Raw genomic sequence first — 20,971 nt, 5'->3', positions numbered from 1 at the left:
ATATGATGAGCGATATGAATGTACAACAAGTGTTAGCCCAGATGCGAGTGATGGAAGCTCAGGCGAAATCACAGATAGGTCCTGATGCACTTTCTATAAATGAAGTGCAGGGTGCTCAGAAAACAGATTTTTCAGAAGTACTGGCGAATTCAATTAATTCTGTAAATGATACCGTGATGAAATCGGGTGATATGGCTAAAGCATTTGAGAAAGGTGACTCAGGTATCACAATGGCAGAGTTAATGATTAATATGGAAAAAGCCAGCGTTTCATTTCAGGCAATGACCAGTGTTAGAAATAAATTATTAACGGCGTATCAGGAAATTATGAATATGCCTGTTTAAAAAAGCATTAAGACTTATGGCTTCATAATAGAGAGCTTAAGAAAATAACAGTGAGTTAAAAGGTTCAAAAATGGCAGAGCAAGCAGCAGTACCGAATACGACAATGATGATTCCCGTGCCCCGATTTATCGGTGCAATTCTGGGTGTTGTGGTGACTGTACTGGTTAGTATTGGTATTTATACCTGGGGCACTGCACCCAGTTTTTCATCTTTATATACCGGTCTTGAGCCAGGTGATGCAGCTGAAGTTGTGGCGGCATTACAGTCGGCTGCAATTCCTTACGAATTAAATGCGGCTTCCGGTTCTGTTATGGTTGAGTCAGGTCGAGTGCATGAAGCTCGCCTTAATCTTGCTGCGCAGGGTTTACCAAAAGGTACAGCAATCGGTGTTGAAATGCTGCAACAGGAACAAAGTTTTGGTACTTCGCAGTTTGTTGAAAGTGCACGTTATCATCATGCTATGGAAACTGAACTGGCAAGAACAATTAGTACTATGCGAAATGTAAAATCAGCCAGAGTGCATCTGGCTATTCCTAAAAGTTCTGTTTTTGTACGCAAAAAACAGAAACCATCAGCTTCAGTTGCTTTAAGTCTCTATGGAGGACGCGTAGTTGAAGCGGGCCAGGTTAATGCCATTATTCATATGGTCGCTTCTAGTATTTCAAATTTAACGGCAGAAAATGTGACAGTGGTTGATCAGAACGGTCGCCTGTTATCTTCGGGTGATCTTGAAAGTAATGTCGCATTAACGGCACGTGAATATGATTATTCACGTCAGGTTGAAAATGATTTTGAACAACGAATTGAGCGTTTGCTTGAACCTATAATGGGGGCAGGTAAGGTACGTGCTACGGTTAATGCGAAAATTGATTTTACGCAACAGGAAAGTACAGAAGAGTTATATAACAATGCGAATCAGACACTGCGCAGTGAGCAGTCATCACAGTCGCAACGTTTTAGTGGTCGCAACGGCGGTGGTGTACCCGGTGCATTAGTTAATCAGCCACCTGATGGTGGGCAGTTAGTTGAAGGTGCGGGTGGTGTTGGCCAGGGCGGAGTAAATGGAGCGCCATCAAATTCCAGTCGTAATAGTGTTAGAAATTATGAAGTAGATCGTACCATTCGTCACTCACGCACAAGCAGTGGAATTGTTCAGCGTCTTACAGTTGCAGTTTTAGTTGATGATAGAATTGTTGTAGAAGATGGAGAGTCTACCCGAACACCATTAACTGAAGATGAAATAAAACGATTAACAACTCTGGTGCAACAAACCATTGGTTTTGATCAGCAACGGGGTGATCTGGTAAATGTTATTAATGCTTCATTTACACCAGTAGAGACTATTGAAGACTTACCGGAACCCAGTATTATGGATAACAAGTGGGTACAGTTTGCATTAAAATGGATATGGCCGTTTATACTTATACTGATCGTTATCTTTACAATACTTAAACCATCAATTAAAGGCCTGACATCGTATGTTCCACCAGCGCCTGTTCTGTCTTCGCCACAGGGCGCAGAAGGTGAAGGTGGCACAGGTGAGGGTAGTGCTGCACAACTTGAGCATCAGGAAGAGGCAATACCTTTACCAAGCGATGCAGATCAAAAAATAGAGTTTGCTAAATCGATGGTAGCGCAGGATCCTAAAAAAGTGGCTAATGTTGTAAAAGACTGGGTTGGCGCTGAATCATAAAGACGTGAATGACTATGGCTGAAGAAACTAATTTATCATTGAACGGAGTACAACGAGCAGCAGTCCTGTTAATGGCAATGGGCTCGGAAAATGCTGCGGAAGTATTAAAACACCTTAACCCTAAAGAAGTTCAAAGCCTTGGTGCGGCTATGGCAAACCTTGAAAATGTAAACAAGGTAACTATGGGGGGAGTAATGGATGATTTTATTTCTGAGGTAAGTAACCAGACTTCTGTTGGTATAGGTCAGGAAGATTATATTCGTGAGATGATGGTTAATGCTCTGGGGCAGGACAAGGCCAATAGCATGATTGACCGAATTTTGCTGGGAAGCGGTAATAAAGGCCTGGAATCTTTAAAGTGGATGGATGCAAGATCAGTTGCAGAAGTTATTCGATTAGAGCACCCACAGATTATTTCTATTGTTTTATCTTATCTTGAACCGGACCAGTCTGCCGAAGTTTTAAAAATGTTACCGGAACGTGCACGTCCGGATATTTTAATGCGTGTGGCTGCGCTGGAAGGTATTCCGCCAGCAGCATTACAGGAACTGGATAAAATTATGGAAAAACAGTTTTCTGGTACTCAGAATGTTAGTCAAAATAGTATGGGCGGTTTTAAAACAGCAGCCAATATTCTTAACTTTATGGAGTCTTCTATTGAAGGCGCTATTATGGATTCAATTGCAGAGCATGATCAGGATATGCAGGAAGGTATTTCTGAACTCATGTTTGTATTCGACAATTTAAATGATGTGGATGATCGTGGTATTCAGGCATTACTCAGAGAAGTGTCTACCGATAGTTTAACACTTGCTCTTAAAGGCGCTGAAGAAGGCCTTAAAGAAAAAATACTTAAGAATATGTCTAAACGTGCAGCTGAAATGTTACGCGAAGATATGGAAGCTCGTGGTCCTGTTCGTTTAAGTGAGGTAGAAGCTGCACAAAAAGATATTATCAGTACCGCACGTCGTTTAGCGGAAGAAGGTGATATTGTTCTAGGTGGCAGTGGTGCTGAGGAAATGGTCTAACCGTTAATCCAGGAAAAGATATTTAAATTATGTCAAAACCATTTAAAGTTCCCGAAAGTGAAATCCAGCATTTTGTGTTGCCAGAATTAAAGGGCGCTATTGTTGGTATGAATGATGAAGCAATACGCCCTCAAACGGTAGAGGAAATAGAGGCTTTACAGAAACAGGCATATGATGAAGCTGTTATTGCGGGTCGCAAAGAAGGTTTAAAGCAGGGGCTTCAACAGGCAAGTAAATTACAGGATGTTTTTAACTTTCTTCAACAACCTTTGAAAGAACTGGATAAGCAGGTTGAGCACCAATTAGCTGATCTTGCTATTTTACTCGCGAAATTATTATTACAGAAAGAAAGCGCACTTGACGCGCAGCATATACAAAAACTGGTGCATGACTCACTGGAATATTTACCGGTTAAATCTCGAGATATAAAGGTTCACTTAAATGCTGCGGATATTGCTCTATTAAATCAGGCAGACATTAATACTGATGAACAAACCTGGGCCTGTGTTGCAGATAAATCAGTTAACCCCGGTGGTTGCATAATAGAGTCCAGTACTTCACATATAGATGCAACAGTTGAGGCCAGAGTGCAGCAACTGGTTGATCAGCTTAATTTGCATCAGGATGGTGAAAGCAATGATTAATCAAAGTGAATACTTTCAACGCTGGATAGCTGATCTATCAAAAAAACAAACTCGAGTAAGGGCTCCAGAACCAGTAGTTGAAGGCAGGTTAACCCGCATGGTGGGTTTAACGCTGGAAGCGATAGGTTGTGAAGCTGCAGTAGGTACCAGTTGCAATATTATTGCGCCGGGCAACCATTCTATAGAAGCAGAGGTTGTTGGTTTCTCTGGAGATAAAACCTATTTAATGGCAATGGGTGAAAGTCGCGGACTGATTCCAAATGCAAAAGTAATACCGGTTGGTCATTCAAGTTCTATTGAAATTTCTGATGGTTTTCTGGGGCGCGTAATTGATGGTAGAGGGCGTCCGTTAGACGGTAAAGGGCCCATTAAGGTTAATCACGATATGGCAGCTAATATGCCGTTGGCGGGTAAACCAATTAACCCGTTAATGCGTGATCCTATCAAACAGCCTTTAGATGTTGGGGTAAGAGCGATTAACTCTTTACTGACAGTGGGTCGTGGGCAACGAATGGGTTTGTTCGCGGGTACCGGTGTAGGTAAAAGTATTTTACTAGGCATGATGACCAAATATACGGAAGCCGATGTAATAGTGGTTGGTCTGATTGGTGAAAGGGGGCGCGAGGTAAAGGAATTTGTGCAGGATATATTGGGTAAAGATGGAATTAAACGTGCCTGTGTCGTAGCCGCTCCTGCTGACTCATCCCCCCTTGTTCGAATTCATGGTGCTATGTTGGCAACCAGCGTTGCAGAATATTTTCGTGATCAGGGTAAAAAGGTTTTATTGTTAATGGATTCTTTATCGCGTTTTGCACAGGCGCAACGTGAAATTGGTTTATCTATTTCCGAGCCACCGGCAACAAAAGGTTATCCGCCTTCTGTGTTTGCCCGTATACCCCAGCTGGTTGAAAGAGCGGGTAATGGTCAGGCAGGCCAGGGTTCAATTACTGCATTTTATACCGTATTAACTGAAGGCGATGATAATAACGATCCTATTGCTGATGCGGCTCGAGGTATTCTTGATGGGCATATTGTGCTGTCTAGACAACTGGCTGATATGGGGCAATACCCTGCGATTGATCTTGAGTCTTCCGTTAGTCGTGTTATGCCAATGGTGACGAATGAAAACCATATATCGCAAAGCCAGCAAATTAAACAGCTATACTCAATATATGAACAAAACCGTGATCTGATTAATGTTGGTGCGTATCAACAGGGTACTAACCCGGTTATTGATCAGGCTATTGCAATGCAGCCTCACATTCAGGCCTTTATGCGCCAGAGTATGAATGAAGCGGTTCCATTTAAGCGGAGTCAGCAGATGTTAGCTGACTTGATTAAATCTGCTAATCAGCTTGGTCAGCCAGACGTTAATGATGTTTAATTTATAAATCAAAGTAAGCAGCTTGTGTCTGTTTTATTTGATATAAAGTTTAAGATTACTTTTTATGCGCTCAAAACGAATTCAACCAATAGCAAAACATGCAGAGCAGCTGCAACAGCAGGCGGTGCAGATTTTTGTAGCAGCGCAACAGGCAGTCGTTGATGCGCAATTACAGTTAGAGCAATTGATTGGTTATCGTAGTGAATATAACAGTAATAGAGTTAGTAGTGGTTTAGGGGCGATGCAGTTAAAAGATTATCAGTTGTTTTTGAATAAACTGAATCAGAGTATTGAGCAGGCCCGGACTAATATTCAAAATAAAAAACAGGTTTGTGAGCAACAAAAGCTCAACTGGTTAAAAACCCGCTCACGCAGTAAAGCGTTAGATGCTGTCATTGTAAAATATCAGATGCAGGAAGCCCAGATAGAAGCAAGGATAGAACAGAAAGAACAGGATGAGTTTTCTAGCAGGATTAAACGATAGTTTTAAGACTTACAACTATCAGTCAAATGTTGGCCTATCAATTGCAAATGTCTTAGTAACACAATAAATCTTTGTACGGGTGGTCTATGGCATTATTGCAGCAACTTGATATAAAAGCGCCTGTCAGCGCACAAAAACCAGCTGATAATCGGGTTCAATCTAAAGAACCTGAGGGCAGTGTTTCGGATACAGACAAGCCTTTTAAAGAGCAGTTAAATGAGCAAATCGACCAGGTTAAAGCTCAGGAAAATACTCATAATTCAGATAATAATCAAAGAGATAACGCTACTGATGATGAATCGGCCCAGCGCGAAACGGCTGATTCTGATAATTCGGTAGAACCGGTATCCGATGAACATGAAACGGCTGTAGAAAGTGAATCTGTAAAAGAAGCTATACAGACTGAGACCGATATTGGAGAACAGTCTGGTGTTATTGCAAACCCTTTAATTGCCACTTTGTTGCCGCAGGCGGGCAGTGCCTTGCCGCCTGTTTCGCAATCGCAGAATAGTCAGTCTGTGCCTGTATCTGTACAGTCGGTCGTTGCATCCGGCCAGTCTACAGCGGTTACAGAAATGACTCAGCAAGGAATGAGTGACTTACTTAATAAAACACCGGTTGACAGTGACAGGCAAAATACACCGGTCATAAAATCTGAAGTTACAACGGCTAAGCCACTTGGTGTGCCTGTTAACTTAACGGCAACTTTGTCTGAAAAAGCAATTAACCAGGATGCGCGTTATACAAAAATTATAAGTGAGATGCCAACAACAGATGTCATTACGCAAACGACTCGCCTGCAACAGGTTCCATTAATAACGGCTCTTTCAGGTGCCCAGTTGTCGCCACAAGTTAGTTCAACAGGCCTTGTCGCGGAACCCCCGAGCCTGTTAAATACGGCAGCGCCACTTAGCAATACATTGAACTCGAGCATTACAGCGAATATACAAAATGCAAACTGGTCACAACAAATGACACAACAGGTTTCGTATATGATTAAGGGTGGTTTTCAGCAGGCTGAAATAAAACTGAACCCGGCAAATCTTGGACCAATGGAAATTAAGTTGTCGATGAGTGACGATAAAGCCAGTGTTAATTTTGTTACACAGCACGCGCAGGTGCGCGATGTTGTGGATGCGGCCTTACCAAGATTAAAAGAAATGCTTGAACAACAGGGATTAAATTTATCTGATGCAAATGTATCTACTCAGTCGGAACAACAGCAAGCCAGTGCAGAGTCACAGGGTGAAGGTGCGGATGATTCTGCGAACGGTGTAGAAAATAAAGGTTTAGATTCTGGTATTGAAGAACAGGCGTTAGTTGTTGATGTTGATGTGAATTCAGGGCTTAGTATTTTTGCATAAACATACTAGATGTGAAAAAAGGATAATTGGCAGGAGATGTTCATAATAAAAAATGTGTTAATTTACGGGTAGAAAATATTTTTATTTTTTTTCTGTAAGAAGGTTTACCACAGTATGAAGTAATTCAGCTGAATCTACCGGTTTTGCTAATAAAGCTTTAATCTGTAAATCTTCTGCTTTTTCTTTATCTAATAAGTCACTGTGCCCGGTACAGATAATAACAGGTAGTTCAGGTTTTAGTTCGAGCATCTGGCTAGCTAAAATATCACCTGTAATAACAGGCATGGTCTGGTCGCTTACAATTAAGTCATAACTATCAGGATTGTTTTTAAATGATTCTAATGCTTCTGCCGAGTCACAGAAAACAGTGGCATTAAACCCCGCTCCCCTGAATAACTCGCCCATATATGAGGCTACACTATTCTCATCATCAACAATCATTATGTGTTTATTGTAAATTGCTGAAAAATCAATTTCATCTTTTTTCTGTTTCTCTTCTATAGATGATTCGTCAACTATTTCAAATAACAGTTTTATACAGGTTCCAGGTGCGTTTGTATTAGTGCTTAAGTGGCTTTCTGAAATGAGAAGGTGACCATGAGTGTTATGAATGACGTGACTTATAAAAGGTAGGCCCGCATTTGTGTTTTTTGTTTTATTTGAAAAAATTTCAGGAAAAATATTACTGTTTATTCCGGGGCCATTGTCATGAATGGATAGAACTACATATCTTCCGTTAAAGCTGGAATTGCATGCTGTGCAGCATGTTTCAGACAGTTCTTCTGTTTTTAAATTAATTTCAATACTTCCTTTACCATTAAGTGCATTACGTGAGTTAGTTAATATGTGCATAATCATTTGATTAAATCTGGGTGCATTAATTTTAACGGCAGGCACATCGTTGTTAATGTTTAACTGCATGTCTATCGAAGACGGTAATGCTGACCTGAGCATTTGCAAAGTGCCTTTTAGTAATGAAGGTAGTAATATTGCTTTTTCCGCTGAGTCATCCTGAAGGTTTATGCTTTGTAACTGCGCAATAATATCTCTGGCTTTAATGCCAGAGTTTTGTATTTGAGTAAGGTATTTATGTAGTTTTGTGTCGTCACTATTTAATGTTTCAAATGCTAATTCAGAAAAACCTAAAATACTGGCAAGTATATTGTTGAAATCATGTGCGATACCACCTGCTAACATACCAATGGCTTCGACTTTTTGTGCTTGATGTAGCTGTTTTTCAAGGTGCTTTTGTTCTTTTTCATGTGCCAGAATGTCAGTGATATCTTCGCCTGAAGATAAAATTGCATTTACATCACCATTGTCACTTAATAATGCTGATGACCGCCATCTTATATGTCTCAGGTTGTTTTGCCTGTTAATAACAGGTGTTACATTTCCATGTATATCTACTAAATTATTTTGTGTCTTCTCCTTGTTGATCATTTTTTTAAAGTTTGTAAAAACAGTCTTTTGATATTCTTCAGGTATGAAGGCATTAATGAAGTTCATGCCGGCAAGACTTTCCTGTGAATAACCCAGAATTGAAGCAGCATAACGATTAGCAAGTAAAATATTTCCTTTTGTATCCAGAACAATAAATACAACTTCTGCCACATCAAGGTAGTTTCGAGATAATTCCTGCTCGTGCCTTAATGCCTGTTCCATATTTTTTCGATTTATGGCTTCAGCAAGAATATTACAAACCGATTGCAAAAAGTGAATTTCATCAATATTTAAATCTTTCGGTTTATCTGATAGTAAGGTAAAAATACCAAAAGGATATTTTTTATCGCCAATTAAAATACAGATAGCTGAGCTTGCATTTTCCTGTAAATATTCGTCAGGTGTATTGAATCGCTTTTCATTTTCCAGTGATTCGCAAATAACAGGGCGATCACTGTGCAGGGTATACTCCAGAATATTGTTATTGATGATGTTTAAAACTGTTTCACCCGGTTGTAAGATGGCTGTGTTGTAGGAGGCTCTTACAAGTGCTTTTTCACCGTCTACAGCTATTTCCTGAATGACTCCGATGTTTATGTTTAGTGAACCACAGACAACAGATAATGTTTGTTCTAACAGGTCCTGAATGGGGATGTTGTTGAGTGATATTTGACCAAGAATGGCAATAAGACCCTGGCGATGGGCTCTTTGTTTTAAGTTGTCAATAAGCACCTTACGTGGGCTTATGTCTATGAATGTACCTATGTAACGTTTTTTCTGATGGTTAAGTAAAATGGGTTTTATCGTTGTATCTAACCAGATAAGGTGTTTTGTTTTGTGGCTAAATTGAAGCTCACCTTTCCATATTTCACCTTTTTCCAGAGTTCTGATAAGAAAATCATAAACACTATTTGACTGATCCTGATGTTTTAGCTGTAACAGGCTTATTCCACTGACTTCACTTTCGCTATAACCACTCAGTTTATTGAAGTTTTCATTGGATTCAATAATTGCGAAGTTTTCATCCAGTATGCAGGTGGTTGAACAATCATAAATTTGTTCTAATAGTTCTATATCAATCTTATTATTTTCTGACATGCGATAAATTTAATTACTGATTTCAAGTATGGTGTTAATGCTTGACCTTAATTCAGTTATTGTAAACGGTTTTTTTAGAGTATCTTCTGCACCAACCAGCTTTGCAATTGGCAGGTAATCAAAGCGACCGGTAATTCCGCCGCCTCCAGAGATAGCAAGAATTTTTATAGCTGGATGTATTTTTCGAAATTCCATAATCATATCAATACCATTTTTTTCTGGCATAACTAAATCAGCTATCAATAAGTCAATGGAATTATTATTTGAAATTTCTTCAGCACCTGCGACGGTTTCAGATGTAAATACCTGATGTGTATCAGTTAAAGCCTGTTCAATAAAAACCAGAATAGAAGTGTCGTCATCTACTACTAAAATATTGCTCATGAATAATTCCAGTTTTTTGTAAGTTAAAAATATTGTTTAATTGGCGTATCTGAAAATGTAGATAATCTAAAATAATTCAATATCACCGCCATCATCCATCGTTTGTTGCTGTATTGGGCTGTTATTTGCCTGTTGCGACTCAGACTTAGAAAGAATTTCTTCAATAGCCGGTATAAGTTGTTGAATAGTTGTTATATCAGTATGACTATTAAGCGAGTCGGATATGATTGTGTTTGCAGTACCTAATGTTTCCAGGCGGATTAATCTTTTGTTTATGTGATCTGTTAACTGGGTAATCATGTCTTCAAATTGTAATGATTGAATGGCATTACCAACATGTTTGTTTAACAGCTCTGAAACATTTGAAATGGCAGTCAGCTGGTTAGCAGTATCTTCATTTTTTGATTCTATTTCACGCATCAGGTCATTAAAATGATCTTTGTTATTCATGGTCATATTCATATCGGTAGAGGCCATTTTACCTACCTGACTATTCGCTGTCTCTATTGTGCTAACTGTGCTTCCAAACTGAGTTCGTATCTGGTCACTAAAACTCTTGCTGCGTTGTGATAATGAACGTACCTCATCAGCAACAACAGCAAATCCACGACCCTGGTCACCCGCACGTGCGGCCTCAATAGCAGCATTTAATGCTAATAAATTTGTCTGTGAACTAATTGAGTCCATTTCATCCAGCAGTTTAAGCACCTGGGTATAGTCATCTTTAATCATATTTAATGATTTAACTAACTCCATGCTTTGAGCACTCATCTGTGTGATGCTATCAATCATCTGTTTTATAGATGCAGCGGCCTCTACAGCAATGCCTTTTATTGTATGGTGGTCTTCAGAGTCATTTGCAGTTTCATCTACCAGCGCAAAAACCATGTTTTTCTGTTGTGAAGATTCATTTTCAAGTCCATGAAAGCTGGCCACAAGCCCACTAATAGCGCCATGTAAAAGAGTTTGAATTTGTGTGTTTTCATCAAGCAAGGTAACAATTTCTTCACGGGTAGTTTGGTGAAGTTCATTGAATAGAGAATTTAACTTTGATATTTGTTGCTCATTTTCAGCGTCAATGACAGAGTTCTTTTTATTAGATGTGTTGCCAGAGTTAAATTTAATAGCAATTAAACTGATGGCTATAATGCTGGCTAAAGCGCTATATATTAACCATTTTTCCGGGTAAATACTCAATGCTATAACGCAGAGTAATGTGATCGTTATAGTAATAAAATGATATTTAGTGTTACTCATAATCAATATTCAATTCCATTAAGTCACAATTTTAAGCATTGTAGTCCGATAGGGTAACAGTGATGTTACCTGGTGTTTTATGTTGAGTTTTAATGCACAGTGGTGAAGTCCAATGACCACTAATGATTCCATTCATTGGTTCTTAGCTCATATTTACTATTGAAAACCCTAAAAATAAACGGTTTATTTATTATTTATTAACTTAAACAGAGTTTAGTCTCAAGTTATGCTTTTGCAAGTCGATATAAAGAGTTGTTAGCGGGTTACTTTCATAAAAACATGGCCGGAATCAGTGTTTTTTATTTGAAGATAACTGACATTAATTCTGCATCCGGTAATGTGGGTCGTTCTATATTTAATGTTCCGATGTTTTTAATATTGGACTTAAATTATGACGATTATGATAATTTATAATGGTAGAATATGACGATTATGACGATTTATAATGGTAGAAGTATGGAACATGGTCTATACATGTAATCATGAGATGGAATTGCAAGATGTATTGCAATTTTAACTATCTAATTTTCAGAGGATAGCCGGGGAATATAACAAAATGGCAACAATTTTAGCGGTTGACGATTCAGCCTCCATGAGACAAATGGTTACTTTCACACTTAAAGGTGCGGGTTATCAGGTTGTCGAAGCTGCAGACGGTCAGGAAGCATTGACCAAAGCGAAGTCACAGCAGTTTGATTTAATAATTACGGACGTCAATATGCCGGTTATGGACGGTATTACGTTTATTAGAAATTTACGTGGTGAAGCTAATTATAAATTCACCCCTATGTTGATGCTGACCACTGAGTCAGGCATGGATAAAAAGCAGGAAGGCAAGGCTGCCGGTGCTACTGGCTGGATTGTTAAACCATTTAATCCAGACCAACTCTTAAATACTGTTAAAAAAGTACTGGGCTAAAAAAACCGCCAGGAGCAAAAAATGTCAATTGATCTGGAGCAGTTTCACGAAACCTTCTACGAAGAAAGCTTTGAAGGCCTGGATATTATGGAATCGGGTTTACTGGAGCTGGAACAGGGCGAGGTTGATCTTGAAAATATCAATACCATCTTTCGTTCTGCGCATTCTATAAAGGGTGGTAGTGGTACCTTCGGTTTTACCGCGGTTGCTGAATTTACCCATGATATGGAAACCCTGCTCGATCAGATGCGTAATGGTGAACGAGAGGTTTCAATACCAGTTGTAAATACCTTATTAGGCAGTGTTGATACTTTACGAAATATGCTAAATGCGATTCGTGATGGATCGGAAATCGACGTGAGCAATGTGGCGGAAATGACCGCTGCAATTAAAGGTATATTAGGAGAAGAAACTGCAGCGCCCGCCGCGGCATCCGAATCACAGGAATCTGTTACGGCTGCAAAAGGCTGGATTGTTCATTTCAAACCCCATCTGGACATAATGAAAACGGGTAATGATACGGTACGCCTGTTAAGAGAGCTTAATTCTCTGGCTGAATCGGTAGAAGTTACAATAGACAATGACGCTCTTCCTCCATTAAGTGAGCTGGATCCGGAGGACTGTCACCAGTCATGGTGTATTAATTTAATTGGTGGTGATGTAAGCGAAGATGATATTCGTGAAGTATTTGCCTGGGTTGATGATGAGTGTGATTTAAAAATTGAAGCTCTGGCAGAAGAAGAAAATTATATTGGCCCCGAGCGTCGGGATACGGATGATGATGATCGCCGTAAAAAAGAGCCAGAAAGACGTACTACTGAAAGAAGAACGGGTAAAACAGCAGAATCATCTTCTATACGAGTCAATATAAGTAAAGTTGACGAGCTCATTAATATGGTTGGTGAGCTGGTTATTACCCAGTCTATGTTAAGTCGTTTTGGTGAGCTTGATAACTTTAATGATTCTACATTAGATCGTTTAAAAGATGGTCTGGCTCAGCTGGAAGGTCATACCCGTGAATTGCAGGAAAGTGTTATGCGTATTCGCATGATGCCAATTAGTTTTGCATTTCAACGTTTTCCACGTCTGGTACATGATCTCAGTGCTACATTTGATAAAAAAATAGAATTAATTATGACCGGTGAAACCACCGAGTTAGATAAAACCGTGCTTGAGAAAATCGGTGATCCACTGGTGCATCTGGTGAGAAACTCCCTGGATCACGGTATTGAGTCACCTGAGCAGCGGGTGGAAGCGGGCAAGTCTGAAACAGGTGTCATTGAGCTGAGTGCATTTCACCAGGGCGGTAATATTGTTATTCAGATAAAAGATGATGGGGCCGGTCTAAATACAAAGAAAATACTCTCAAAAGCCAGAGAAAAAGGTCTTGTTTCAAAAGATGATCGTTTAACTGATGATCAAATTCACGATTTAATATTCCGCCCGGGATTTTCTACAGCCGATGTGGTTAGTGACGTCTCAGGGCGAGGTGTAGGTATGGATGTTGTTCGACGAAACATTCGTGAGTTGGGTGGTGCCGTTGAGGTTAAATCGACATCAGGTAAAGGCTCTGTGTTTACTATTCGTCTGCCGCTTACATTGGCTATTCTTGATGGTCAGCTGGTGGGTATAGGTGAAGAAACCTACATCTTACCGGTTATCTCAATCATCGAATCGTTGCAGGTGAAAACAGAAAATATCAATGCAGTGGCAGGAAATGCTGAAGTTTATCGCTTACGTGACGAATACATACCTATAGTCCGTTTATATCAGGTCTTTGGTATTAAACCGGTTTCGACAGATCTGGATGCAGGTTTGCTGGTTGTGGTTGAAGCTGAAGGTAAAAAAATAGCTATATATGTTGATGATTTACTCGGTCAGCAGCAGGTTGTTATAAAAAGTTTAGAAACGAATTTTAGAAAAATTGAAGGTTTATCTGGAGCCACAATACTGGGAGACGGTACCGTCGCCCTCATTATAGATATTGCCGGTTTGATGGATTTATATCAGAAAGATATGGCAAGCAATGTGGTTTCAATAAAAGGTGCAGCAGCATAGCTGCTTCAGGAGAAAAAAATGTCGGAAACAGCAGAAGATTTAGGTAATGGCGAACCGGTAAAAGAGTTTAAAGAGCTGTTAACCTTTTTTTTAGCGGGTGAAGAGTACGGTGTAGATATTCTAAGAGTACAGGAAATTAAAGGCTGGGATTCAGTTACTAATATCCCAAATACCCCGGAATATATTCGTGGTGTAATTAATATTCGTGGTGCAATTGTGCCCATTATTGATATGCGTTTACGTTTTATGCTTGAAAAGAAAGAATATGATGCAACCACGGTGGTTATTATATTAAGCGTGGTTAGTAAAGGTAATGCTGACAGGGTAATGGGTGTTGTTGTTGATGCGGTTTCAGACGTTTATAACGTGCCCGCAAATGATGTTAAAGCATCCCCTGATTTTGGTACGGCAGTTGATACCGAATTTGTTACTGGTCTTGCCACTATTGATGAAAAAATGATTATTGTGCTGGATATTGATCATATGTTAAATGCAGCAGAACTGGCCGTCGTTGATACGCTCACTGAATAATATTAAATAACTCTGCATTAACAGAATTTACGAGGATATATGACCAGAAAGATTGCAGTTATTAATCAGAAAGGCGGCGTGGGTAAAACCACAACCACTGCAAATCTGGGGTATATGCTGGCACAGAAAGGTTACAAAGTTACACTCATAGATTTAGACCCACAGGGTAGTTTAACAATTAGTCTGGGTGTTAACTGGCAGGAACATTTAGGCATAGAAGACTTATTATTACATGATGATGTTTTGGAAAATGTAATTGTTGAAGGTCGAAAAAATTTACGTCTGATTCCCTGTGGCAATAATCTGGGGCAGGCGGAGCATATTGATAAAAGTTCATCATCGATGATTGCTCGAAAATTAAAAGATGTAATAAGTCAGTTAGATGATGATTATGTGTTAATTGATTGCCCACCATCTTCTGGTTTTTTAATTGTTTGTGCGTTGTATTCAATAGATGAAGTGCTTATACCGATATCAAGTGATTATTTAACATTACACGGTTTGTCGCACCTGCTAGGTACATTAAAAGGTTTTGAACAACGCCTTAAACATGAAATTAAAAAGTGGTTTGTGGTTACACGATTTCACCCCAGAAGACGACTGTCTCAGGACGTGAAAGAAAAGTTGATCTCTTATTTTCCTGATCAGGTTTTAAAAACATCTATTCGTGAATCAACCCCGCTGGCGGAAAGCCCCAGTTTTGGTTTAACCGTTGAAGAACATCAAAAGGGTTGTAATGGGGCGATTGATTATCGCGATCTGGCTGAAGATTTTTGTATAGGAAGGACTTGCTAATGGCACGTGAAAAAAAATCAATGATTGGCTTTGATCCTCTGGCCTGGCTTGATGATAGTTCAGACAGTAAAAGTGCACCTGAGGACAATAAAGAAACGCCTGCAGCAGCTAAAAAGAAACCTGCTGAAAAACAAAAAAAGGATACTGCTAACATGATAATGGTGTTGGGTCATTCCATAGATGAAACCGCGTTGTTAAAGGGTTATGGGCTGGCAACAGATGTACTGGAAGAAACAGTTGTTGATTTCTATGATGAACTATTTACCCGGTACCCGGCAGTAAAGCCTTTATTTGAAAATACAGAAGAGAAAGCACAGGCGGGCAAACTGGCAGCAGCGCTAAAGTTACTGGTTGATAATTTACATAATGAAGATGCATTAAAAGCGACACTGACAGTAATGGGTGAGCGTCATCAGGGGTATGGTGCATTGCCTGATCATTACCCGGTTGTAGCAGAATTATTAATTGCCAGTTTTAAAAAAATAATCGGACGTTCATGGACAAAAGCAATCAGTGCTGCATGGATGGAGTTATTAGTTGCAGGGGCTGAAACCATGTGTGCAGCTTATAAAGATGAAATTGTTGAGGTTGAAAGCGTTGAACCTGAAATTCAGGAAACTGAATCAGTAGAAACGTTAGTTGATTCGGGGCATCCGGTTTTACATTTAAATAGCATTCAGGATATTAGTAAATCACAGGCGCTCAAGCACGATATGCTGGCATTAATTAATGATAATGATGAAATAGATATACATGCATCAGAGGTTGAGCGAATTGACGGTTCCGCTTTGCAATTATTATGTGCATTATTTAATTATGCTCATCAGAATAATTTAGTGATTAACTGGATAAACCCATCGGACATTTTAAAGGAATCAGCACAGATTTTAGGTATGCAGCAGATTCTTGAATTGCAGTAATTAGCGGCTTATTAAACCGTACCTGATAACAAACCGATTTAGCGTGAAATATTTTTTAGGCATTAAGTAGAATAATTAAAAGGGTAGAAAGAATGAGTTCAGCAGATTACGTATCACCATTAGGACTGGATGTGGAAACACTGGAAACCAGTTTTAATTTACTGGCACCCCGAGGTGATGAACTGGTACGGCGTTTTTATGATGAGTTGTTTATACGTGCACCAGCAGTCAGGCCCATGTTTGATCATACCACCCCTGCTGAACAGCAGAAAAAGTTACTCGCAGCTTTAAAGCTGGTTATAGAAAATGTTCGTAATCCGGATGCATTAGCGCCTGTATTAACCGCAATGGGTGAACGTCATCAGGGTTATGGTGCTTTACCTGAGCATTATCCTGTCGTTGCCAGCACGCTTGTCGACACGATGAAAGACATGGCGGGTGATGTGTGGACAGATGAAATAGGAGCGGCCTGGCACCAGGCGCTTGAAGTGATTGCGAAAGTTATGCTCGATGCATATACAGATACAAATATCAGTACAACAAATGAATCAGATAATGCCCCTCAAGGAGCAACGACAATGAACGATACAGATGCAGCAGAACTTGCCCGTTTACGATCAGCCGTTTCGGGTGCTATGCAACCCATGATGATGATAGATCGTGATTTTAACATTACCTATGCTAACAAGGCTTCAATTGACCTGTTAACAAAGCATGAAGCAATATTGCAATCTGTATTTCCAGGTTTTCACGTGGGCGGAATTATGGGGTCTAATATTGATGGCTTCCACAAAAACCCGGCACATCAGCGACAGTTATTAGCGAATCCGGCAAATCTGCCTTACAGCACCAATATACAAATTGCGCATTTAACGATGAAATTAAATGTAACCGCCATGATGGATACTAATGGTGAATACATTGGTAATGCACTTGAGTGGTCAGATGTAACTGAAGAAGTGGCAAAGGAAAATCATGTGGCGCGGGTTCAGGGCGCTATTGATTCATCGGTTCAGGCTGTAATGATGGTTGATCGTGATTTTATTGTTACCTATGTTAATCAGGCAACAACTAATCTTTTGATGAAATATCAGATGCAGTTTTCTTCTGCATTTCCCGGTTTCAGTGCAAAAGGCATTGTAGGCACCTGTATTGATACCTTTCATAAAAATCCGGCTCATCAACGTCAGTTAATGTCCGACCCGGGCAACCTGCCTTTTAAAACCGATATCATGATTGGTGATTTAACGTTTGCGTTAAATGTAACTGCCACAATGGACACGGCAGGAAATTATGTGGGTAATGCACTTGAATGGTCTGATGTTACAGAAACAAGGAAAAAAGAAATTGAAGTGGCTCGTTTACAGTCTGCTATTGATGGCTCAGACGCGAACCTGATGATTTGTGATACTAATCTGGATATCACCTATGCTAACCCTGCAGTAGTAAATATGCTGGCGAACAGGGCGGAGGCACTACGTGGACTCTTCCCCGGTTTTGATGCGCATAACCTGGTTGGTCAGAATATCGATCAGTTCCATAAAAATCCGGCTCATCAGCGACACTTATTAGCCAGTGCTGATAACCTGCCAATGAAGGCAGAATTAACGATTGCAGGTTTAGATTTTACTGTGAATGCAACGGCGATTCTTGATCATGACGGCAACCTCATGGGTAATATGGTGGAGTGGGGTGATATCACCGAGCAGAAAGATGCGGAACGTCAGATACAGACATTGATTGATAATGCTGTGCAGGGTCAGTTAGATACTCGAATAGATGCATCAACTTATTCCGGCTTTATGAAAGGCCTGGGTGAAGGTATTAATGAATTAATGGATGCAGTTGTTGAGCCACTGAAAGAATCTACGCGTGTTATCAAAGCACTGTCGACAGGTGATCTAACCGAAGACATGGATGGTGAATATAGCGGTGAGTTTGATATATTAAAACAGGCGCTGAATATGACAACTGGTGTACTGTCGAATATGGTCGATCAGATTATGGAAGGTTCAGAAACGATTCTGACATCATCGGATGAAATATCACGAGGCAATGCAGATTTAAGTCAGCGCACGGAAGAGCAGGCGTCCAGCCTTGAAGAAACCGCTTCCAGTATGGAAGAGATGACATCAACCGTTAAGCAGAATGCGGATAATGCCCGTGAAGCCAATCAGTTAGCGGCGGCTGCCAGAGATCAGGCAGAAAAAGGCGGCGAAGTTGTGCAGAAAGCCGTTGATGCAATGGGTGAGATCAACACCAGTAGTAAGAAAATTGCAGATATTATCGGGGTTATTGATGAAATTGCTTTCCAGACCAATCTACTTGCACTGAATGCAGCGGTTGAGGCGGCTCGAGCCGGTGAGCAGGGTAAGGGTTTTGCGGTAGTTGCCGCCGAAGTACGCAACCTTGCACAGAGATCAGCAGGCGCAGCAAAAGAAATTAAAGGCCTGATTAATGACAGTGTAGAGCGTGTAGATGAGGGTTCTAAACTGGTTGATGAATCTGGAAAAACACTGGAAGAAATTGTAAATGGCGTTAAGAAGGTAAGCGACATCATTGCTGAAATTGCAGCGGCTGCGCAGGAACAGTCAGCTGGTATTGAGGAGGTCAATAAAGCCATTACACAAATGGATGAAATGACTCAACAAAATGCTGCACTGGTTGAAGAAGCAACCGCGGCCAGTGAATCAATGAATGAAGAAGCCAAAGAGATGAATGACCTGATGGACTTCTTTGATTTAGGTGAGGAAGAGCCGGAACCGGTTAAAGTGGCACCAAAACGTAAGCGCAGAAAAACCCGCATGGTAGAAGTTGAAGTAGAAGATGATGACGAAGAAGAGGAAGAAGCGCCCGTTAGAAGAAAGAAAGCACCTAAACGTGCAAAGCGTGCTCCAACACCTGTAGCCGACGATGATGATGAGTGGGAAGAGTTTTAAAGTTAGATAGTTTACGCTAAGCCATTGTCAGCCCGGATTAATAATCATGGGCTAGCGATGGATTTATAATAATAGTAAATTTTAAAATTAGCTCACAGCAAGTCGGTAAAAAACCACTATTTAAGTGGTTAAAACCCATAAAGCAAAGGCATTACATTGAGCAATCATATAAATCCGAATGGGGTAAATTTCGAAAATAAGGAATTCCCTTTCACCGATACAGATTTTCGTTTTATTCAGGATCTGGTCGCAGATCGTACTGGAATAGTATTAAGTGATATCAAGCGTACGATGGTATACAGTCGTATTGCACGACGTATTCGACAATGTGGAGTAAGTGATTTTGCCGAGTATTGTGACTTACTTAAAGCCGGTGATGAATCTGAACTTGTTTCTTTCACTAATGCAATCACAACTAACCTGACTTCATTTTTTCGTGAACCTCATCATTTTGAATACCTGGCTAAAACTGTTTTACCTGAATTAGAAAGAACTAAAAAAAATAAACGTATTCGTATATGGTCGGCTGGCTGCTCTTCAGGAGAAGAACCTTATTCTATAGCCATGACAGTGCTGGACCATTTTAAAAATAAATCAGGCTGGGATATAAAAATACTGGCATCTGATCTTGATTATGAGATGGTCGAACGTGCATCTAAAGGTGTATATAAAGAAGAGCGGGTGACCGGTCTTGATAAAAAACACCTGCGTAATTATGTAAAAAAAGGCAAAGGTAAAGCAGAAGGCATGGTCAAAATGGATCAGAGCCTGATTGATATGATTACCTTCAAGCAATTAAATTTATTACATGAGTGGCCATTTAACGGGCCATTCGATTTTATGTTTTGTCGCAATGTCGTTATCTACTTTAATAAAGAAACGCAAAAAGAGCTATTTGATCGATACGCTGAACTTTTACCCGAAAGTGCCCCCCTGTTTATTGGTCATTCCGAGTCGCTATTTAAAGTGACAGATAGATTTAAGTCTTTGGGTCAGACAATTTATAGAAAGGTAAAATAAAAGTGGTTGTTTCAAGGATGCAAAAAAAGGCAGAGATGGAAGCATCGATGCCAGAATGCCTGAGGGGGCTGGAACATATAAGTCGATTCTGGGATAAGCGGCATAATACTTTTTCGGCAAAAATTCTACCCGGTGAATATTATGTAAGTATGCATGGTGAATTAATCAGTACGGTATTAGGTTCATGTATATCTGCCTGTATACGGGATAAAAAAATGGGTATAGGTGGTATGAACCATTTTATGTTACCCATGGGATGTGAAGATGAGCATGCAGGTAAAATTCACCTTACCAGTGCGACTCGATACGGTAATTTTGCAATGGAAATGCTGATAAATGAAATTTTAAAAGCAGGAGGCAGCAGAAAAAATCTCGAAGTTAAGCTGTTTGGCGGTGGCCGGGTGCTTTCCAGTATGACAAAAATGGATATAGGTAAAAAAAATATAAACTTCGTGCATGAATATTTAGAGGAAGAAGGGTTGAAAATAATAGCAGAAGATATGGGTGATATTTATCCTAGAAAAGTACTGTTTTTTGCTGACACAGGTAAAGTAAGAGTTAAAAAATTACAGAATATGCATAATGAAACAATTAAGCAACGTGAAGAAAATTATCGTAAAAGCATTGATGAACAACCAGTTCAAAGTGATATTGAACTGTTTTAAA

General features: G+C 39.9%; 18 protein-coding genes. 15 read left to right on the top strand and 3 right to left on the bottom strand.

The window, feature by feature from the left end:
* Nucleotides 1-5 precede the first annotated feature (5 nt).
* From DIZ80_04300 to DIZ80_04270, 7 genes are all read left to right on the top strand, one after another.
* Nucleotides 6-344 (top strand): flagellar hook-basal body complex protein FliE, encoded by a 339-nt coding sequence (locus DIZ80_04300; protein RDH84694.1) that lies wholly within the window; start codon nucleotides 6-8, stop codon nucleotides 342-344.
* A 70-nt stretch (nucleotides 345-414) separates the two neighbouring features.
* The gene (fliF, locus tag DIZ80_04295; protein RDH84693.1) at nucleotides 415-2,037 is read left to right on the top strand and encodes a flagellar M-ring protein FliF; all 1,623 of its coding nucleotides are present in this window, start codon (nucleotides 415-417) and stop codon (nucleotides 2,035-2,037) included.
* A 14-nt stretch (nucleotides 2,038-2,051) separates the two neighbouring features.
* A complete protein-coding gene (locus tag DIZ80_04290) occupies nucleotides 2,052-3,065 on the top strand; it encodes a flagellar motor switch protein FliG (protein ID RDH85033.1) in 1,014 nt (337 codons plus the stop codon).
* Nucleotides 3,066-3,094: 29 nt separating this feature from the next.
* Nucleotides 3,095-3,709, top strand: a complete 615-nt coding sequence (locus tag DIZ80_04285; GenBank protein ID RDH84692.1) for a hypothetical protein — start codon at nucleotides 3,095-3,097, stop codon at nucleotides 3,707-3,709.
* Nucleotides 3,702-5,093: a flagellar protein export ATPase FliI gene (fliI, locus tag DIZ80_04280; protein ID RDH84691.1), complete on the top strand. Its 1,392-nt coding sequence runs from the start codon at nucleotides 3,702-3,704 to the stop codon at nucleotides 5,091-5,093. The genes DIZ80_04285 and fliI overlap by 8 nt, the downstream gene beginning before the upstream one ends.
* 64 nt (nucleotides 5,094-5,157) lie before the next feature.
* On the top strand, nucleotides 5,158-5,577 hold the full coding sequence (gene fliJ, locus DIZ80_04275; protein RDH84690.1) for a flagellar export protein FliJ: 420 nt from the start codon (nucleotides 5,158-5,160) through the stop codon (nucleotides 5,575-5,577).
* 86 nt (nucleotides 5,578-5,663) lie between these two features.
* Nucleotides 5,664-6,941 (top strand): hypothetical protein, encoded by a 1,278-nt coding sequence (locus tag DIZ80_04270; protein RDH84689.1) that lies wholly within the window; start codon nucleotides 5,664-5,666, stop codon nucleotides 6,939-6,941.
* An 81-nt stretch (nucleotides 6,942-7,022) separates the two neighbouring features.
* Here the strand turns inward: DIZ80_04270 and DIZ80_04265 are convergent, their stop codons facing one another.
* From DIZ80_04265 to DIZ80_04255, 3 genes are all read right to left on the bottom strand, one after another.
* The gene (locus tag DIZ80_04265) at nucleotides 7,023-9,482 is read right to left on the bottom strand and encodes a hypothetical protein (GenBank protein RDH84688.1); all 2,460 of its coding nucleotides are present in this window, start codon (nucleotides 9,480-9,482) and stop codon (nucleotides 7,023-7,025) included.
* A 9-nt stretch (nucleotides 9,483-9,491) separates the two neighbouring features.
* Nucleotides 9,492-9,866 carry a response regulator gene (locus DIZ80_04260; protein RDH84687.1) on the bottom strand — a complete coding sequence of 125 codons (375 nt, stop codon included), beginning with the start codon at nucleotides 9,864-9,866 and terminating at the stop codon, nucleotides 9,492-9,494.
* A gap of 66 nt (nucleotides 9,867-9,932) precedes the next feature.
* A complete protein-coding gene (locus DIZ80_04255) occupies nucleotides 9,933-11,123 on the bottom strand; it encodes a hypothetical protein (protein ID RDH84686.1) in 1,191 nt (396 codons plus the stop codon).
* Between the two features lie 556 nt (nucleotides 11,124-11,679).
* Here DIZ80_04255 and DIZ80_04250 point away from each other — a divergent pair.
* The 8 genes from DIZ80_04250 (at nucleotide 11,680) to DIZ80_04215 (ending at nucleotide 20,970) form a co-directional block, all read left to right on the top strand.
* The gene (locus tag DIZ80_04250; GenBank protein ID RDH84685.1) at nucleotides 11,680-12,042 is read left to right on the top strand and encodes a response regulator; all 363 of its coding nucleotides are present in this window, start codon (nucleotides 11,680-11,682) and stop codon (nucleotides 12,040-12,042) included.
* Nucleotides 12,043-12,063: 21 nt separating this feature from the next.
* Nucleotides 12,064-14,100, top strand: a complete 2,037-nt coding sequence (locus DIZ80_04245; protein ID RDH84684.1) for a chemotaxis protein CheA — start codon at nucleotides 12,064-12,066, stop codon at nucleotides 14,098-14,100.
* An 18-nt stretch (nucleotides 14,101-14,118) separates the two neighbouring features.
* Entirely contained in the window at nucleotides 14,119-14,631 is a 513-nt protein-coding gene (locus tag DIZ80_04240) for a chemotaxis protein CheW (GenBank protein RDH84683.1), read from the top strand.
* Nucleotides 14,632-14,670: 39 nt separating this feature from the next.
* The gene (locus tag DIZ80_04235; GenBank protein ID RDH84682.1) at nucleotides 14,671-15,426 is read left to right on the top strand and encodes a chromosome partitioning protein; all 756 of its coding nucleotides are present in this window, start codon (nucleotides 14,671-14,673) and stop codon (nucleotides 15,424-15,426) included.
* Complete coding sequence (locus tag DIZ80_04230) at nucleotides 15,426-16,346, top strand: hypothetical protein (GenBank protein RDH84681.1); 921 nt, start codon at nucleotides 15,426-15,428, stop codon at nucleotides 16,344-16,346. The genes DIZ80_04235 and DIZ80_04230 overlap by 1 nt, the downstream gene beginning before the upstream one ends.
* Nucleotides 16,347-16,438: 92 nt before the next feature.
* Nucleotides 16,439-19,285 (top strand): methyl-accepting chemotaxis protein, encoded by a 2,847-nt coding sequence (locus DIZ80_04225; protein RDH84680.1) that lies wholly within the window; start codon nucleotides 16,439-16,441, stop codon nucleotides 19,283-19,285.
* Between the two features lie 168 nt (nucleotides 19,286-19,453).
* Nucleotides 19,454-20,305, top strand: coding sequence for a chemotaxis protein CheR (locus tag DIZ80_04220; GenBank protein RDH85032.1), 852 nt, complete (start codon nucleotides 19,454-19,456; stop codon nucleotides 20,303-20,305).
* 35 nt (nucleotides 20,306-20,340) lie between these two features.
* Entirely contained in the window at nucleotides 20,341-20,970 is a 630-nt protein-coding gene (locus DIZ80_04215; GenBank protein ID RDH85031.1) for a chemoreceptor glutamine deamidase CheD, read from the top strand.
* Nucleotide 20,971: the final 1 nt, after the last annotated feature.

Source organism: endosymbiont of Galathealinum brachiosum (assembly GCA_003349885.1).
Lineage (GTDB): Bacteria > Pseudomonadota > Gammaproteobacteria > SZUA-229 > SZUA-229 > SZUA-229.
Note: the sequence above shows the minus strand (reverse complement) of the source record. Positions and strands in the feature narration are given on the sequence as shown.

Bases quoted from the DNA above. Each gene is read 5' to 3' on its own strand.
- DIZ80_04300 (RDH84694.1), top strand. From the start codon at position 6: ATGAGCGATATGAATGTACAACAAGTGTTAGCCCAGATGCGAGTGATG.
- fliF (RDH84693.1), top strand. From the start codon at position 415: ATGGCAGAGCAAGCAGCAGTACCGAATACGACAATGATGATTCCCGTG.
- DIZ80_04290 (RDH85033.1), top strand. From the start codon at position 2,052: ATGGCTGAAGAAACTAATTTATCATTGAACGGAGTACAACGAGCAGCA.
- DIZ80_04285 (RDH84692.1), top strand. From the start codon at position 3,095: ATGTCAAAACCATTTAAAGTTCCCGAAAGTGAAATCCAGCATTTTGTG.
- fliI (RDH84691.1), top strand. From the start codon at position 3,702: ATGATTAATCAAAGTGAATACTTTCAACGCTGGATAGCTGATCTATCA.
- fliJ (RDH84690.1), top strand. From the start codon at position 5,158: ATGCGCTCAAAACGAATTCAACCAATAGCAAAACATGCAGAGCAGCTG.
- DIZ80_04270 (RDH84689.1), top strand. From the start codon at position 5,664: ATGGCATTATTGCAGCAACTTGATATAAAAGCGCCTGTCAGCGCACAA.
- DIZ80_04265 (RDH84688.1), bottom strand. From the start codon at position 9,482: ATGTCAGAAAATAATAAGATTGATATAGAACTATTAGAACAAATTTAT.
- DIZ80_04260 (RDH84687.1), bottom strand. From the start codon at position 9,866: ATGAGCAATATTTTAGTAGTAGATGACGACACTTCTATTCTGGTTTTT.
- DIZ80_04255 (RDH84686.1), bottom strand. From the start codon at position 11,123: ATGAGTAACACTAAATATCATTTTATTACTATAACGATCACATTACTC.
- DIZ80_04250 (RDH84685.1), top strand. From the start codon at position 11,680: ATGGCAACAATTTTAGCGGTTGACGATTCAGCCTCCATGAGACAAATG.
- DIZ80_04245 (RDH84684.1), top strand. From the start codon at position 12,064: ATGTCAATTGATCTGGAGCAGTTTCACGAAACCTTCTACGAAGAAAGC.
- DIZ80_04240 (RDH84683.1), top strand. From the start codon at position 14,119: ATGTCGGAAACAGCAGAAGATTTAGGTAATGGCGAACCGGTAAAAGAG.
- DIZ80_04235 (RDH84682.1), top strand. From the start codon at position 14,671: ATGACCAGAAAGATTGCAGTTATTAATCAGAAAGGCGGCGTGGGTAAA.
- DIZ80_04230 (RDH84681.1), top strand. From the start codon at position 15,426: ATGGCACGTGAAAAAAAATCAATGATTGGCTTTGATCCTCTGGCCTGG.
- DIZ80_04225 (RDH84680.1), top strand. From the start codon at position 16,439: ATGAGTTCAGCAGATTACGTATCACCATTAGGACTGGATGTGGAAACA.
- DIZ80_04215 (RDH85031.1), top strand. From the start codon at position 20,341: ATGGAAGCATCGATGCCAGAATGCCTGAGGGGGCTGGAACATATAAGT.